Origin of the sequence: Aquabacterium sp. A3, from assembly GCF_038069945.1 — a bacterium.
Lineage (GTDB): Bacteria > Pseudomonadota > Gammaproteobacteria > Burkholderiales > Burkholderiaceae_C > Aquabacterium.
Genome location: NZ_JBBPEV010000007.1, coordinates 1 through 14,613, shown reverse-complemented (window position 1 = coordinate 14,613; position 14,613 = coordinate 1). Strand labels below are relative to the sequence as shown.

14 protein-coding genes and 1 pseudogene are annotated in these 14,613 nt (G+C 62.8%); 7 read left to right on the top strand and 8 right to left on the bottom strand.

The genetic code is table 11. The features are described from left to right. Nucleotides 1-37: 37 nt before the first annotated feature. From WNB94_RS16515 to WNB94_RS16505, 3 genes are all read left to right on the top strand, one after another. Nucleotides 38-1,609, top strand: coding sequence for a methyl-accepting chemotaxis protein (locus WNB94_RS16515; protein WP_341391474.1), 1,572 nt, complete (start codon nt 38-40; stop codon nt 1,607-1,609). Nucleotides 1,610-1,758: 149 nt separating this feature from the next. After that, nucleotides 1,759-2,007: a type II toxin-antitoxin system Phd/YefM family antitoxin gene (locus WNB94_RS16510; protein ID WP_341391473.1), complete on the top strand. Its 249-nt coding sequence runs from the start codon at nt 1,759-1,761 to the stop codon at nt 2,005-2,007. Then, nucleotides 2,004-2,297, top strand: a complete 294-nt coding sequence (locus tag WNB94_RS16505) for a type II toxin-antitoxin system VapC family toxin (protein WP_341391472.1) — start codon at nt 2,004-2,006, stop codon at nt 2,295-2,297. The genes WNB94_RS16510 and WNB94_RS16505 overlap by 4 nt, the downstream gene beginning before the upstream one ends. Nucleotides 2,298-2,321: 24 nt before the next feature. On the opposite strand, the gene WNB94_RS16500 is transcribed toward WNB94_RS16505, so the two are convergent. Both WNB94_RS16500 and WNB94_RS16495 read right to left on the bottom strand, forming a co-directional pair. Next, nucleotides 2,322-3,200: a discoidin domain-containing protein gene (locus WNB94_RS16500; protein WP_341391471.1), complete on the bottom strand. Its 879-nt coding sequence runs from the start codon at nt 3,198-3,200 to the stop codon at nt 2,322-2,324. Nucleotides 3,201-3,269: 69 nt separating this feature from the next. Beyond that, the gene (locus WNB94_RS16495; protein ID WP_341391470.1) at nt 3,270-3,551 is read right to left on the bottom strand and encodes a ribbon-helix-helix domain-containing protein; all 282 of its coding nucleotides are present in this window, start codon (nt 3,549-3,551) and stop codon (nt 3,270-3,272) included. A 186-nt stretch (nt 3,552-3,737) separates the two neighbouring features. Here WNB94_RS16495 and WNB94_RS16490 point away from each other — a divergent pair, with 186 nt between their 5' ends. The 4 genes and pseudogenes from WNB94_RS16490 (at nt 3,738) to WNB94_RS16475 (ending at nt 5,536) form a co-directional block, all read left to right on the top strand. Then, nucleotides 3,738-3,908 carry a hypothetical protein gene (locus WNB94_RS16490; protein ID WP_341391469.1) on the top strand — a complete coding sequence of 57 codons (171 nt, stop codon included), beginning with the start codon at nt 3,738-3,740 and terminating at the stop codon, nt 3,906-3,908. Nucleotides 3,909-3,953: 45 nt separating this feature from the next. Then, nucleotides 3,954-4,580: a class I SAM-dependent methyltransferase gene (locus tag WNB94_RS16485; protein WP_341391468.1), complete on the top strand. Its 627-nt coding sequence runs from the start codon at nt 3,954-3,956 to the stop codon at nt 4,578-4,580. Between the two features lie 3 nt (nt 4,581-4,583). Beyond that, nucleotides 4,584-4,757 (top strand): annotated as a pseudogene (locus WNB94_RS16480) (phosphorothioated DNA-binding restriction endonuclease family protein); the annotation flags it as partial. A 155-nt stretch (nt 4,758-4,912) separates the two neighbouring features. Continuing rightward, nucleotides 4,913-5,536 carry an HNH endonuclease gene (locus WNB94_RS16475; RefSeq protein WP_341391467.1) on the top strand — a complete coding sequence of 208 codons (624 nt, stop codon included), beginning with the start codon at nt 4,913-4,915 and terminating at the stop codon, nt 5,534-5,536. Here the strand turns inward: WNB94_RS16475 and WNB94_RS16470 are convergent. The 6 genes from WNB94_RS16470 to WNB94_RS16445 all read right to left on the bottom strand — a co-directional run bounded on the left by WNB94_RS16470 (nt 5,530) and on the right by WNB94_RS16445 (nt 14,438). Beyond that, on the bottom strand, nt 5,530-8,700 hold the full coding sequence (locus WNB94_RS16470) for a type I restriction endonuclease subunit R (protein ID WP_341391466.1): 3,171 nt from the start codon (nt 8,698-8,700) through the stop codon (nt 5,530-5,532). The genes WNB94_RS16475 and WNB94_RS16470 overlap by 7 nt on opposite strands. A gap of 72 nt (nt 8,701-8,772) precedes the next feature. Further along, nucleotides 8,773-9,288: a hypothetical protein gene (locus tag WNB94_RS16465; protein WP_341391465.1), complete on the bottom strand. Its 516-nt coding sequence runs from the start codon at nt 9,286-9,288 to the stop codon at nt 8,773-8,775. Continuing rightward, a complete protein-coding gene (locus WNB94_RS16460) occupies nt 9,288-10,481 on the bottom strand; it encodes an AAA family ATPase (protein ID WP_341391464.1) in 1,194 nt (397 codons plus the stop codon). The genes WNB94_RS16465 and WNB94_RS16460 overlap by 1 nt, the downstream gene beginning before the upstream one ends. 86 nt (nt 10,482-10,567) lie before the next feature. Then, a complete protein-coding gene (locus WNB94_RS16455; RefSeq protein ID WP_341391463.1) occupies nt 10,568-11,428 on the bottom strand; it encodes a GIY-YIG nuclease family protein in 861 nt (286 codons plus the stop codon). Beyond that, entirely contained in the window at nt 11,425-12,696 is a 1,272-nt protein-coding gene (locus tag WNB94_RS16450; RefSeq protein WP_341391462.1) for a restriction endonuclease subunit S, read from the bottom strand. The genes WNB94_RS16455 and WNB94_RS16450 overlap by 4 nt, the downstream gene beginning before the upstream one ends. Then, nucleotides 12,693-14,438, bottom strand: a complete 1,746-nt coding sequence (locus WNB94_RS16445; protein WP_341391461.1) for a type I restriction-modification system subunit M — start codon at nt 14,436-14,438, stop codon at nt 12,693-12,695. Before WNB94_RS16445 ends, WNB94_RS16450 begins: the two co-directional genes overlap by 4 nt. Nucleotides 14,439-14,613: the final 175 nt, after the last annotated feature.

Below are 14,613 nucleotides of genomic sequence, written 5' to 3'. Positions count from 1 at the left end.
CCCACGTGGCGGGCGCTTGATCAGGAAAGGGCGCGCGATGCGCAATTTGACAGTACGGGCCAAACTGGTCCTGACCCAAGGCATCATGGCGACCTTGATGGCCACGATGGCGGTTTCTTCGCTGATCTCGCTGGGTGACGCCAACGACCGGCTGGAAGACTTCGTCAATGGCGTCAACGCCCGGGCCACGCTGGCCGAGGGCGTGCGCGACGCGGTCGAGCGGCGCGCCATCGCGGCGCGCAACCTGGTGCTGGTCACGGCGCCGCAGGACGTGGCCGAAGAAATGCAGGCCGTGCAGCAGGCCGAGGCCCAGGTGAGCGCACAGCTCAAGCAACTCGTTGACATGGCCTCGGAGGGCCACCTGCCCCCCGAAGTGCTGGCCCGCGCCAAGGCCATCGCCGCCGTTGAGGCGCAATACGGGCCCGTGGCCACCCGCATCGTGGCGCTGGCCAGCCAGGGGCAGCGCGACGCCGCAGTGGCCAGCATGAACACCGAGTGCCGGCCGCTGCTCAAGGCCTTGCTGGCCGCCGTGGAAGACTACGTGTCGCTGGCCCACCAGCGCGGGCACCAGATGATTGCCGAGGCCGAGGCGCACCACGCCGAACAGCACCTGATCTTGCTGTGCCTGGGCGTGGTGGCCCTGGTGTCGGCCATCGGCCTGGGCTGGGCGCTGGTGCACAACCTGTGGCAAGCCCTGGGCAGTGAGCCCGGCGAGCTCAATGCCGCCGCCCTGCAGGTGGCCAGCGGCGACCTCAGCCCCCTCCCCCTGGCGGCCCAGGCGCCCGCCCACAGCGTGATGTCGGCCCTGGGCACGATGCAAGGCCAACTGGCGCAACTGGTCAACCAGGTGCGCAGCAGCAGCGACTCCATCGCCACGGGCTCCACCCAGGTGGCCGTGGGCAGCGCCCACCTGAGCCAGCGCACCGAAGAACAGGCGTCCAACCTGCAGCAGGCCTCGGCCTCGATGATGGAGATTCGCTCGACGGTGGAACGCAACGCCACCACCGCGCACCAGGCCCGGCAAATGGCCGATCAGGCGCGCAATGCGGCCCACAGCGGCGGCAACGTCATGGGCGAGGTGGTCACCACCATGCAGGACATCACCACCAGCTCGCGCAAGGTGGCCGACATCATCTCGGTGATCGACGGCATCGCCTTCCAGACCAACATCCTGGCCCTGAACGCGGCGGTGGAGGCCGCGCGGGCCGGTGAACAAGGGCGCGGCTTTGCCGTGGTGGCCGGCGAGGTGCGCACCCTGGCGCAGCGCAGCGCCACGGCCGCCAAAGAAATCCGTGGCCTCATCAGCGCCAGCGTCGAGCGGGTGGAAACCGGCTCACGCCTGATCGAAACCGCGGGCGGCGCCATCGGCGAGATCGTTGGCCAGGTCAACCAGGTGGCCGAGCTGATCACCGAGATCAGCGACAGCGCTGCCGGCCAGTCCACCGCCATCTCGCAGATGAGCGACGCCGTGTCGCAGCTGGACGAGGTGACGCAGCACAACGCCGCGCTGGTGGAAGAAAGCACCGCCGCCGCCGAGAGCCTGCGCCACCAGGCCGGCGCCCTGGCCGAGATGGTGGGCCGCTTCAGGGTGGAGCGGATGGCGGCTTGAGGGACGGTGGTCCAGACAGTCTGGCGATTTTCGCAGGGGCCATGGTGCTTTCTGGAGGTGGGCCGCTTCGGCCGTCGCGGCGCCCCTCGGCATCCCTTGCTGAAAGAACTTAGCCAGACTAAACTAAGGCATTATCTGGAGATACCACCATGCCCTCGGTCAACATGCTGCAAGCCAAATCGTCGCTGTCGCGCCTGGTCGAGTCGATCGAGCAAGGACAGGCCCGCGAAATCGTGATCGCCCGCAACGGCCGGCCGGCGGCCAAGCTGGTGCCCATCGACAACCCCGGCGTGGGCCGCCGCATTGGCGTCGCCAAGGGTGCCTTTGAGGTGCCCGATGACATCGATGCCCACAACGACACCGTGGCACGACTGTTCACTGGGCAGGCAGCGCGGTGAACCTGCTGCTGGACACCCACGTGGCCCTGTGGGAGATCGCCATCAAACACAGCCTGGGCCGGGGCGACATGCCCATCTCGGGCTCGCAAGCCATGGCTTACTTTCAAGAAGCCGGTTACCGGTTTCTGGCGGTCGAGCCTGAGCATGCCTGCGCCGTGGGCGAACTGCCCGGGCACCACCAAGATCCGTTCGACCGCATGCTGGTGGCACAGGCGCTGACCGAGCCCATGCGGCTGCTCACCCACGACCCCATGGTGGCGTTGTACAGCGACACGGTCGTGCGGGTGTGATCGGCACGCTGCACGCTGCGCGCATCACCGCAGCTCACGCCGCCTGATCTGCTGGGCGCCCGCCGCCTGCTTCAAGCGCCCCTTCAGGCGCTCCAGCGCCATCGTGTTCACATCGGGGGCGGTCACGGCCACCCGGGCCAGGGCGCCGTGCACCTCAAACCCCGACAGCGCCAGGAAATGGTGTTGGTTGGAATTGGGCCCGCGCTGCGTCAAGCGCAAGTACCTGAAGTGCACCCCTGCAAACAACTGATTCGTGGCCCAGGTGTGCGTGGCACCACGCTGATTGAGCGATGCGTCGTTCTGCACCATGCTCAACAAGCACCAGGTGGTACCGTCTTCAGAGCCCTCCAGCGTCCACGAGCGCAGGGCCTCGGTGTCCCAGCTGGCGTAGTGGCGCAAGGCATAGTGCGTGGGCGCCACCCGGTGCTGCCCAAAATCAAACTGCACCCAGCTGTTGGGCGCCGCCTTGGTCACAAAGCGCACCACCTCGTTGCCCAGCACGGCACTGGGCGGGCTCGAATCCGGCGCCAGTGACGACGCCGTCACAGTGATCAAACCCGCCTCGGCCGGATTGGTGTAGCGCGCACCGGGCAGGCCCGCCAGGTGGGCAATGATGCCCGTGCTGCCAAAGTCAGGACCACCACGGTAGTCAAACTGCCCCACCGGCGCCAGTGGCGGCTGCTTGCGGTTGCTCTGTGCACCACGACTGCCCTCGGCCTCGCCCTCGTCCGTAGGCGACATCAGGCGCCAGTTGCTGGCCGGCACCTCGTCGATGGTGATGCAGGCCGGCACATCGTCATGCCCGGTCACCGAAATCAAGGCCTGCTGAACCGCCAGCATCAGGTGCTGCTTGGTTTCGTCGGACATGGTTTCGCCATGCAGGCGAATCTGCACATAGCGCATCACGGGCTCCTGGGTTGATCAAGACGGCTTGCATGATGTCATGGGACAGTTCGCACCTGCCAGGCGGGTTCAACTCGTGGGCGAAACGCCGTGACCCCGTGGCCGGGGGCCGCGCGATGGGCGGGCTGCACGCACACGCTGTCTCAGCCCATCGAAATAGGCCTCGGCCACGGGCTCGGTAGCTGCCGAGGCCGCACCGGCCAACAGCAAGTTGTGCAACTGCAGGCGGCCTTGGTCTTTGCGGATCAGCTCACACACGTACTCGGTACTGGTGCTGTAGCCCCGCTGGTTGACCAGCTCGTCCACAAATGCCTTGAGTTGGTCAGGCAATGAGATGGTCAATGTGCTCATGCGGCACAGACTAGTGAGATTGGCAAAATTTGGGAAGATGGTTGATGGTGGGACTGCCGAGCCGGCCAGCGCGCAGAAAAATCTTCAGCCCGCCCACTTTTTCTTCAGAAAAGGCCGTTCTGGCAACTTTTTGTTCAGCCAAGGGCCTGTTTGACAACGACCTTGGCACTGGAGATGATCCCGCTCATGAGCCCCAGCCCCAACCTTCGCGACCTCATCCACCAAAACGATGAAGTGCAGCCCCTGCAGCGCCTGCAAGGCCTGATTGAAGAGGGCCTGGCATCCGGTCCTGCCGAAGCCCGCTCAGCCGATGAACTGGACGAGTTGCGTGCGATTGCACTAGGCGAACAGCACTGAGATCCGGGCGCTAAGCTCGCGATACGACATGCTCTTTCCAACGATGTGATCGACATTCCGCACTACCGCCACCACGCCCAGGCCTACGCCACCGCCACGCGCAGCGTGGACATGACCCCGCTGTACGCGCGCTTCTTGCCGCTGCTGCCGGCGGGCGGGCGCGTGCTGGATGTGGGCTGCGGCTCTGGCCGCGATGCACGGGCCTTTGCGCAGCGCGGCTACCAGGTCACGGCCTTTGACGCCAGCCCCGAGCTGGCCCAACTGGCCGCGCAGCACACTGGCCTGCCCGTGGCCACGGCCAACGTGCTGCAACTGCAGGGGCCCGGCAGCCTGGGCCTGCCGCCCGATGCCCGGTTTGAGGGCCTGTGGGCCTGCGCCAGCTTGCTGCACCTGCCCGAGGCTGATCAGCCCCGCGCCTGGCAAACCCTGTGGGCCTTACTGGCCCCGGGTGGCGTGGCCTATGCCAGCTACAAGCTGGGCGACGATGCCCAGCCCAGCCAACGCGTGGACAACCTGGGCCGCCCCTTCACCGATGCCACCGAGGCCCGCGTGGCGGCCTGGCTGAGTGCCCTGCCCGATGTGGCGCACATCAGCACCTGGGTGACGACCGACCAGCGGCCGGGGGAAGGGCAGGCGTGGTTGAATATGCTGGTGCAACGCCGCCATCCCTGACCCATGCCGCTTTCCAGCCAGGACGTCCTCAAGGCCTTTGACCGCATCCGCGTGTTTCAGCGCGGCGAGCAACGCGCCGTGCACAAGCCCTTGCTGATCCTGATGGCGCTGGCCCGCATTGCGCAGGGTGCCCCGCGCCTGGTTCGCTTTGAAGACATCGACGCCCCGTCCAAGCGACCTGGGAGGCAACTGTGAGGCGAGACTGGACACGCGACGAGGTGCTGGCCGCGCTGCACCTGTACACGCAACTGAGCTTTGGGCAACTGCACAAGGGCAATGCCGACATCCAAGCCCTGGCCACCAAGATGGAGCGCACGCCCAGCTCTGTGGCCATGAAGCTGACTAACCTGGCCAGCCTAGACCCTCAGATCACCGCCAGCGGTCGCAAAGGGCTTGCAGGCGCCTCCGCATTAGACCGAGCGGTGTGGAAGGAACTGCAAAGCAACTGGGACACCACAGCGCTGGCAGCCCATGACAGCTACACCCGATTCACGGGTGCGCAACCTGAAACACCGGAAGCCGAAGCGCCAGAAACCTGGACGCACACAGAAGGCCGAACAAGAACCGCCCTGGTGCGCGTTCGCGCCAATCAACATTTGTTTCGGCGCGCCGTGCTGAGCAGCTACAACAGCACATGTTGCATCAGTGGGTTGTCTGACGAGCGCTTGCTGATTGCCAGCCACATCGTGCCGTGGCGTGAAGATCACCACAACCGCCTCAACCCACAGAACGGCTTGTGCCTATCGGCGCTGCATGATCGGGCGTTTGATCAAGGGCTGATCACTGTCACCCCCGAGTACCTGGTGCTCGTTTCCCCCGCGCTGAAACGCAAAAGCGCAGACAGCTTCTTGGCTGATGCTTTGCTGAGATACGACCAAAGCACCATTAAGTTACCGGAGCGCTTCAAGCCATTGCCAGATTTTCTTCAATGGCATGGACAGCACTTTGGCTACTGAGCTTGGCGCGACGTCATCCCCCTGCTCCGCAAAGACTCATACAGCTCCGCCGGTCCGAGCAATATGTGCTTCAGGCCTTGGCGCACCTTGTCTGAATCAAGCGCCTGCTTGCTCATGGTCGAGAAAGCATCAAAAGCATCGATGATGGCGTTGAGTTGTTCCGCCGTGAAGTCTGGTGAGTTGCTGAACTGCTCTTTGGTGTTGTTCATGGCCTGTTGAACCAACAGATCCGACTCCATCATCTTGCCCTTGATGTTGTCAACAAAGGCAAGCATGTCGTGTTCGGTCAGTTCGCCATCGAACAGGTCGTTCACCTTCTGCACGATCTCAGACAGCTTGATCTTTTCCTTGTCCTGGATCTGGCCTGTGCCTGGAGCCGTCATCGGGTCGAGCTTGTACTCGCCATCCACCTCGCCCAGCACCAGGGCTGCTCCACCCTGCTTCTTGAGCTTATGGTGCGTCAGGATCACTTTGGACAGGTCCACCCCTTCACGCTCTTTGCCAAAGTCCAGCAAGGGCATCAGGCGTTTGAAGAAGATCGACCGCTTCTCGATGGCCGTGTTGCCGTAGTCGAACATCTGCGACAAGAAGGCATACACACGCACGAAGGTGCCCAGGTCGCGCTTGAACAGCGTCAGGGCTTCCAGTTCGTCCTTGGCGGCCTGGCCATCCGGGCCCAGCTCGCCACCGGGCAGCTTCTCAGATGCCGCCTTGAACGCCTCAGTGGCTACTTTGAAACGCTTGAGCAGCCGGTCGGCCACTGGTTCGATGGCGGCCACCAGTTGGGCCTGCGTGGCCTTGGGGTTCAGCTCCACCTGTACCACGCGCTCCACCTCGAAGTCGTCGTAGTGGCCGGTGGCATCCAGCTTGGCGCGCAGGTCGAAGATGATGTTCGGGTCGGTCACGCCGGCCAGCTCGGCGGTCTCAAAGTAGGTCTGGAAGGCCGCCAGGATTTCTTGCGGATCGTTGGCGAAGTCGAGGATGTAGGTGGTGTCCTTCAGCCCGTGCGGGCCGTTGTAGGCCCGGTTCAGACGCGACAAGGTCTGCACGGCCTGGATGCCCGCCAGCTTCTTGTCGACGTACATGCCGCACAGCAAGGGTTGGTCAAAGCCGGTCTGGAACTTGTTGGCCACCAGCAGGATCTGGAACTCGTCGGTGGCGAAGGCATCACGGATGTCGCGGCCCTTCAAGCCCGGGTTCAACTGGGTGCTGTTTTCGGTGACCGGCTCGGGCAGCGCCTTCGGGTCGTTCACCTCGCCGGAATAGGCCACCAGGGTGCCCAGCGCGTAGCCCTGGGCCTTGATGTAGTCGTCCACCGCCAGCTTCCAGCGCACGGCCTCCACGCGGCTGCCCACCACCACCATGGCCTTGGCATGCCCCTTGAGCAGCGGCTGCACGTTCTCCAGGAAGTGCTCCACCACCACCTGCACCTTCTGGGCAATGTTGTAGGGGTGCAGGCGCACCCAGCGCATCAGGCCTTTGAGGGCTTCGCTGCGCTCGACCTCTTTGTCGTCCCACTCCTTGCCGTTGTGGGCCAGCTTGAAGGCCAGCTTGTACGAGGTGTAGTTCTTCAGCACGTCGAGGATGAAGCCCTCTTCGATGGCCTGGCGCATCGAATAGACGTGAAACGGCGCGGGCAGGTTGTCAGGGCCGGCGGGCTGGTCAGGGTTGGGCTTGCGGCCAAACAGCTCCAGCGTCTTGGCCTTGGGCGTGGCGGTGAAGGCCACATAGGTCACGGCCGAAGGGGCGCCCGCTTCGCCGGCTTTGGCCGTCATCTGTGCGGCCAGGATGTCTTCGGTGCTCAGCTCGCCGCCATCGGCCAGGTCTTGCAGCTCTTGGGCGCTCAGTTGCCCATAAAGCACCTGCTTGAGCTTGCCTGCGGCCTCGCCGGTTTGCGAGCTGTGGGCTTCGTCGGCGATCACGGCAAAGCGCTTGCCTTGCGTGGCCGCCAGCTCTTGCACGGCTTTGAGCGCAAACGGAAACGTCTGGATGGTGCACACCACGATCTTCTTGCCGCCTGACAGGGCTTCGGCCAGCTCTCCGCTCTTGCTCTGGCTTTCGCCCTTGATGGTGGCCACCACGCCCGCCGTGCGTTCGAAGTCGAAGATGGCTTCTTGCAGCTGGGTGTCGAGCACGGTGCGGTCGCTCACCACCAGCACGGTGCTGAACAACTTGTTGTTGGCCGCGTCGTGCAGGTCGGCCAGGAAGTGCGCCGTCCAGGCAATCGAGTTGGTCTTGCCGCTGCCCGCGCTGTGCTGGATCAGGTACTTCTGCCCCACACCTTCGGCCAGCACCGCCTGCACCAGCTTGCGGGTGGCATCGAGCTGGTGATACCGGGGGAACAAGTAGCCCACCGGGCGCTTCTTGTCGTCCTTCTTCGTCACCAGGTAGCGGGCGATGATTTCCAGCCAGCTGTCGCGCTGCCACACCTGTTCCCACAGGTAGCTTGTGCGGTGGCCCTTACCGTTGGGCGGGTTGCCTGCCGCGCCGTGGTCGCCCATGTTGAAGGGCAAGAAATAGGTGCTGGGGCCTTGCAGCTTGGTCGTCATCATCACCGTGCGGTTGGTGACGGCGAAGTGCACCAGCGCCCCACGGGGGAAGTCGAGCAGGGGCTCGGCAAAGGCCTTGCCCTTGGGCTTCGGCGTGCGGTCGAACTTGTATTGCTCCACCGCCTCGTTGATGCCCTGGGTGAACTCAGACTTCAGCTCGGCCGTGGCCACAGGGATGCCGTTCAAGAACAGCACCAGGTCGATGATGTCGTCGTGGTTGGTGCGCACCTGGCGCACCACGCGCAGGCGGTTGGCGGCGTAGCGGGCCTGCAGCTCAGGGTTCATGTCCAGCGCGGGCTTGAACTGGGCCATCTTCAGTGGCGCTTTGAGGCCCAGCATTTCCAGGCCCACGCGCAGCACGTCCAGCGTGCCCCGGTCGTCCATCTGCTTGCGCAGGCGGTCTAGCAGCATGGATTCGGCATGGGTGCCGTGGGCCTTGGTCAGCGTGGCCCAGGCATCGGGTTGGGTGGCTTGCACCCAGGCCAGCACATCGGCCGGGAACAAGGCACGCGGCGTGTCGTAGCCCTTGGCATCGCCTTCTGCATACAGCCAGCCATTGGCGGCCAGATGGTGGCAGATGTCTTTCTCGAACTCAACTTCCAAATGCAAAGCCACGTGACCCCCCTGTCGGCCTCTTATCGGTTGATTTTGCCTCCAGATGGCGTCTTCTGACTCCTGAAGCCAGGTTCAGCGCAGCAGAAACTGCACCAGTTGCTCCAAGGCAGGCAGGGTGGCCCTCGCCTTGTCCAGCACTGCCTGCGTGAAATGCCGCTCAAGAACAGCCGCCTCGTGGGCTGGTGCGCCAAATTGCTTAGCAAACGCCTTCTTGCAGGGTTCTGTGCCATGGGGCACGCGCTGGCCTGCGATTCGCAGCAGCAATGCCTCCAGGCAAGGCTGCGCTTCAATCACCTCGATGCCCCACTTCTTGGCCAACGCACGTTGCTCGTCGTCCCAATCGGTGTCGGTATCCAACAAAGCGGCCTTCTCGTCGAACGCAGCCTGCAGGCCTTGTCGCCGGGTGTAGTCGAGCACATGGGCTCCACCCTTGCCCTTGGCGTTTTTAACCGTGATCTGCTTGTGCCCACGAGCCACATACAACGCCTTAAGGTGGGTCAGAAAGACCTGTTCGGCAAGGCCCTCACCAACGAGCAACGCCGTTCGGCGTTGTTGCCGGGCAGGATGATCGACTTTGCGCTGGGCCATCAGAACTGCGGCACCGCGCCATAGGCGCCGGCCATGTATTTGGCGTAGAAGTTATCGTCGTTGCGAATGCCCAGGATGCTGTCCATGCGCCAGGCGGTGCTTTCGCAATCCTCGTTCTTCTCAACCAACATCACTTGAGATTTGTGCAGCACATTGAGCACCTCCATGGCGTGGCAGGTGAAGATGATTTGCGCTTGGTGAGGGTTGGTTTCCTCGTTGGCAAACAGGTCGAGGATGGGCTCCAGCATGTGGGGATGCAGGTCGTTCTCGAACTCATCGATGACCACCAAGCCGCCATCTGCCAAAGCTGGCAGCAAACGCGCCAGCAGCACGAATGCGCTTTGCGTGCCGCTCGACTCATCAAAAAGCGAAAGCTCTTGCGAGCGGCCGTTGCGGTCGGTGTGCAAGCCAAATGGCAGCCAAACCTTCTGAGGCTCTTCGCCAGGCATTTGCAGTGTGTGCTCGCGTACTTGCACATCGCTCAGGCCCAAATCCCAGGCCTTGAGCAACGACGCCATTTGGGTTTGCTGCGCTTGGTTGAGCGCGAAGTGCTTGGCTGCCGCAGGCAAGTCCCTGTCAGCCCTGAAGGGCATTCGGCCGTTGGCCACCACATTCGTCTGCAGGTGGATGCGGGTGAACATTTGTGCCTGTTCAACACCGTACTGGGCAGCAGTCGAGATCAACGAGGCATTGGGGCGCACCTTGCGGGCTTCGGATGGGGCCATGCCGAAGTCTTGCTGCTTGACCTGGTAATGCTGCGCTGATTCGTCCCACTCGCGCACGAACACGTAGCTGAAGCCCTTGACCTTTTGCTGATACAGCGCCTCGTGCAACACACGCTGCTGTGTCAGCCTCAGCACGTAGCGCCACATTTGGCCATCCAGGCCCTCAGCTTCCACCTCGAACTCGGTGGGCTCATTGGGGGAACTGAAATGGGGCGTGACTGGGATGGGCGCGTCAACCTGCGCGTGGAAGGAGTTTTTCAAGAACCACGCCAAGAACACCACCGGCTTGAGCAAGGCCGTCTTGCCCGAACCGTTGGCACCGATCACGGCGGCCACGGTGCTGAGCCGGTGTCCACCAACAGAAACCACGTCCCAACCGACCTGAGGCACCTTGCGGTTCAAGCGCAAGTTCACCTCGGTCGATTCACGAAAGCTCTGGAAATTGGAAAAGGCGTAGCGATGCAGCATGGTTGACGTCTGGGCCGGAAATCGACTTCAGACACCACATTATCAGCACAAATCAACAATGTTTTGTAGAAAAAAGTCCAAAACTGTCAGCTTGACTGCCTTTTGACCTCGTCCAGCGTGCGCCCCTCGGGCGTCTTCCACTCCAGCCAGCCGTTGGCCGTGCGGCCCAGCAGCGCCACCGCTGCCATGCTGGGCGAGCGGAACAGGTGGTCGCTCTGGAAGACGACGGTGTCGCCCTCGGCGCGCATCACGCCTTGCTCCAGCAGGCGCTGGCGGAAGTTGTCGTCTGAGGTGCCCTGGATGGACGGCACGCTTTGCAGCCGGCCCACCGAGCCTTGCAGCACCACGAAGCCTTCTTCGGTGTACTGGCCACGGCCCTTGGCGCCAGCGGCCTCGCACACGAACACCTCGGGGGCTTGGCCGGCCTCGCCCGCGCTGGCCACCGGGTCGAACAGCGAGAAGCCCAGCGTGGCCAGCAGGGTACGGCCGGTGTCGAACATCTCCAGGCAGTCGGCCTCCATGGGCGGGGGCGTGTGGGGGCGCGAGCCGCCGTTGCCGTTTTCATCGGTGAAGCGGCCCGCCGTTCGGATGGCCTGCAGGCAGTGCCATTCCAGAAACAGCGCGTGTGTTTGCGTGAGGCTGTGGGTGCGAGACACCAGCACCAGCGCGCGTTGCCAGAAGGGCTTGGCCCGGTTGTGTTCTTTCAGGCGGGTGGGCAGGTCGCCGGTTTGGCCCACGTACACGCGGCGCTCGGTGCCGTCGTCAGACTCGCCCACCAGGAAGTACACCGCCACCTGGGTGCTCTCGGGCATGGTCTGGAAGGCGGGCAGCAGGCTGCGCGGCACCTCGATGACCTGCACGATGCGCGTGGTGACTTCGGCCACGCGGATGCCGCGCGGGTCGCCACCGGGCAGGTAGATCTGGATGGTTTGTGGGGTGGGGGTCATGCGGCTTCTTTTGCAAGGGCCAGGCCGCGCACGTCGATCTGGCCGGTGACGGCGGCGGAGATGAGGGCGGAGCGGCGTTCTTTCAGCAAAACTTGTGCTTCCTCGGCTTCGCGTATCAGAGATGAAAACTGTTCAGACTGCTGCTTTACCCACGAAGCGATTTGCGACTGTTCATCAAGCGGCGGCACCAAGACGGGTGTCTTTCTAAGGACTTCCAGCGTGATTTCTCTGAAGGTCGCCCCCTTAGCCATTCGGTCAAAGTAAGTCTGTGATGCGTTCCCATTGATGAAGGACAACAGGTATCCAGGATCGGTGTCTGGACCGGGGGCGATACGCGCTGTTCCTTGCGTCAAGTTGGCCCCATCAAGCTCTTGTGGCACTGGAAGACACTTTCCAACAGTTGCACGAATCGCAATGACCAGATCGCCCGCAGACACCTTCGACCGCGCATAAGAAGCGTCGATTTCGGGGGATGTTTTGGGATAACCATCGACTGGCAACTCGTCACCAGCCATGTCGCTCGTTCTGATGTATGGGATCCCGCCCTCGAAATCAGGGCCAGCCTGAACGATGCCGTAAGTGACTGATGTACCGGGCTTGACGACTCGCTGAAGCCTGTTCACCTGCCAATGCTCCGGCACCTCCCCCAACCACTCGACGCCCGAATCCTTCATCGGCACCGACGGGTCCAGCCCCTTGGTCACGGCATGGGAGATGACGGCCTGGCGTTTTTCCTTGAGCAGGGTGATGAGCTGCTCTTGCTCGGCCACCAGGGCGTCGATCTTGGCGGTTTCGCGGTCGAGGAAAGCTGCAATTGCAACCTGCTCTTGCTCTGGCGGGCTGGCAAGCAAGTGTGCTTCCAAGACACTTTTCGTCATGCTTGGAAGAGCTGTGTTGGTCGAGTAGTAGCCGAAGGGAATCGTTAGCGCCGAGTAGTAGGCGAATCGACCGAATGCGCCCGGCTGGATCTTCGACCAGTACATGGTGTCAACGGTCCAGAACTTGCCGGATACGTACAAAGGTTTGTCGATGGTCCCTTTGCGGCCGAGAAGAACTGACTCACCGTCATGCATGAACTCCGACGCGCAGGCAAATTGACCACCTGATCCAATCACCGGGTAACCATCATCACATTCAATGTGTTTGTGGTCAGAGCCATTCTGCAAAGAGACCATGCGCTTGTATGGCGCCACATCCCAGTGGACAGGAACGGCTCCAAGCCACTCAACCCCACTCTCCTTGTACGCCGGATACCTCGGAAAGCTCATGCCGACAGCCCCTTGATCATGTCCAGGATGCGGTCGGTGGTGCGCTTCAGGTCGGCGTCGATCTCGGCCAGCGGGCGCGGTGGCTTGAACACATAAAAGTGCCGGTTGAACGGAATTTCATAGCCCACCTTGGTCTTCTCAGGGTCGATCCAGGCGTCGGGTGCATGGGGCAGCACCTCGCGCTTGAAGTACTCGCCCACGTCTTCGGTCAGGGGCACGTTCTCGGTGTCGCGCAGGCTGGAATCAGGCTGGGGCTTGCCTTTTTGCTTGCCCTTCTCGCCCACCACCACCTTGCCCTCGGCATCGCGCAGCGGGCGCTCCACGGTGATGGTGTGGTAGCCAAAGGCCTCGTTGGCAAAGATGCGGCTGATGGGCTTGCCGTCGCCACCCGTGGCTTCTTCAAAGCGGCCGAACAGCTGGGTGATGTGGTCGATGTGGGCGTCGCTCAGCTCCTTGCGTTTGCTGCCCAGGCTCTTGCGCATCTTCTGCCACATGCCGCTGGCGTCGATCAGCTGCACCTTGCCCGCTCTGGCCTGAGGCTTGCGGTTGCTGATGACCCAGATGTAGGTGCCAATGCCCGTGTTGTAGAACATGTCGCCCGGCAGGCCCACGATGGCCTCGACCAGGTCGTTTTCCAGCACATAGCGGCGGATCTCGCTTTCGCCGCTGCCCGCGCCGCCCGTGAACAGGGGCGAGCCGTTGAGCACGATACCGAAGCGGCTGCCGCCGTCTTTGGCGGGGCGCATCTTGCTGAGCAAGTGCAGCAGGAACAGCATGGAGCCGTCTGACACGCGCGGCAGGCCGGGGCCGAAGCGGCCATCGAAGCCGCGTTGCTCGTGCTCCTTGCGCACTTCTTTTTCGACCTTCTTCCATTCCACGCCAAAGGGCGGGTTGGCCAGCATGTAGTCGAACTTCATGGTGGGGTGGCCGTCGTCGCTCAGCGTGTTGCCGAAGGCGATGTTGGCCACGTCTTGGCCCTTGATGAGCATGTCGGCCTTGCAGATGGCGTGCGACTCGGGGTTCAGCTCCTGGCCGTACACCGTCAGGCGCGACTGCGGGTTCATGGCGGACAGGTATTCGCCTGCCACGCTGAGCATGCCGCCGGTGCCCGCGGTCGGGTCGTACAGCGTGCGCACCACGCCAGGCACGGACAGCGCTTCGCTGTCTTCGATGAAGATCAGGTCCACCATGAGGCGGATCACCTCGCGCGGGGTGAAGTGCTCCCCCGCCGTTTCGTTCGAGATTTCAGCGAACTTACGGATCAGTTCTTCAAACACCAGGCCCATCTGCATGTTGCTGACCTTGTCAGGATGCAAGTCGATCTGGGCAAATTTCTCGGCCACCTGGTACAGCAGCCCTGCCTTGGCCAGGCGGTCGATCTGGGCCTGGAATGCAAAGTGATCAAAGATGTCGCGCACATCGGCCGAGAACCCTTGCACGTACGTGAACAGGTTATGGGCGATGTGGTCGGGGTCGCCCAGCAGTTTGGGCAGGTCCAGCGGCGATTGGTTGAAGAACTTCAACCCGGTTTTCTTGAGCAGGAAGGGCTCGGGGTTCACGCCCATCTTCGTCTTGGCTTCAAGCTCTTTGAGCACGGCTGGCTTGGTGGCTTCGAGCACGCAGTCCAAGCGGCGCAACACGGTGAAGGGCAAGATGACCTTGCCGTAATCGGATTGTCTGTAGTCGCCACGGAGCAGGTCGGCGACGGACCAGATGAATGCGGAGAGGGCCTGTTGGTTCATTTTGTAATTGTCACCGGCAGCTCACAGAAGTTCGAACGTAGACAGAACGCCTAGGGAAGGTCTGCAAAACCCGCCGTCAAGGCGCGAGTCTTGCATGATGATGTCGTCAAGTTGATACGTGGCGCAAGGACATGAAGCAAGTCAGCCTGGGATTGAACCTGTCGACCAAGAAGAC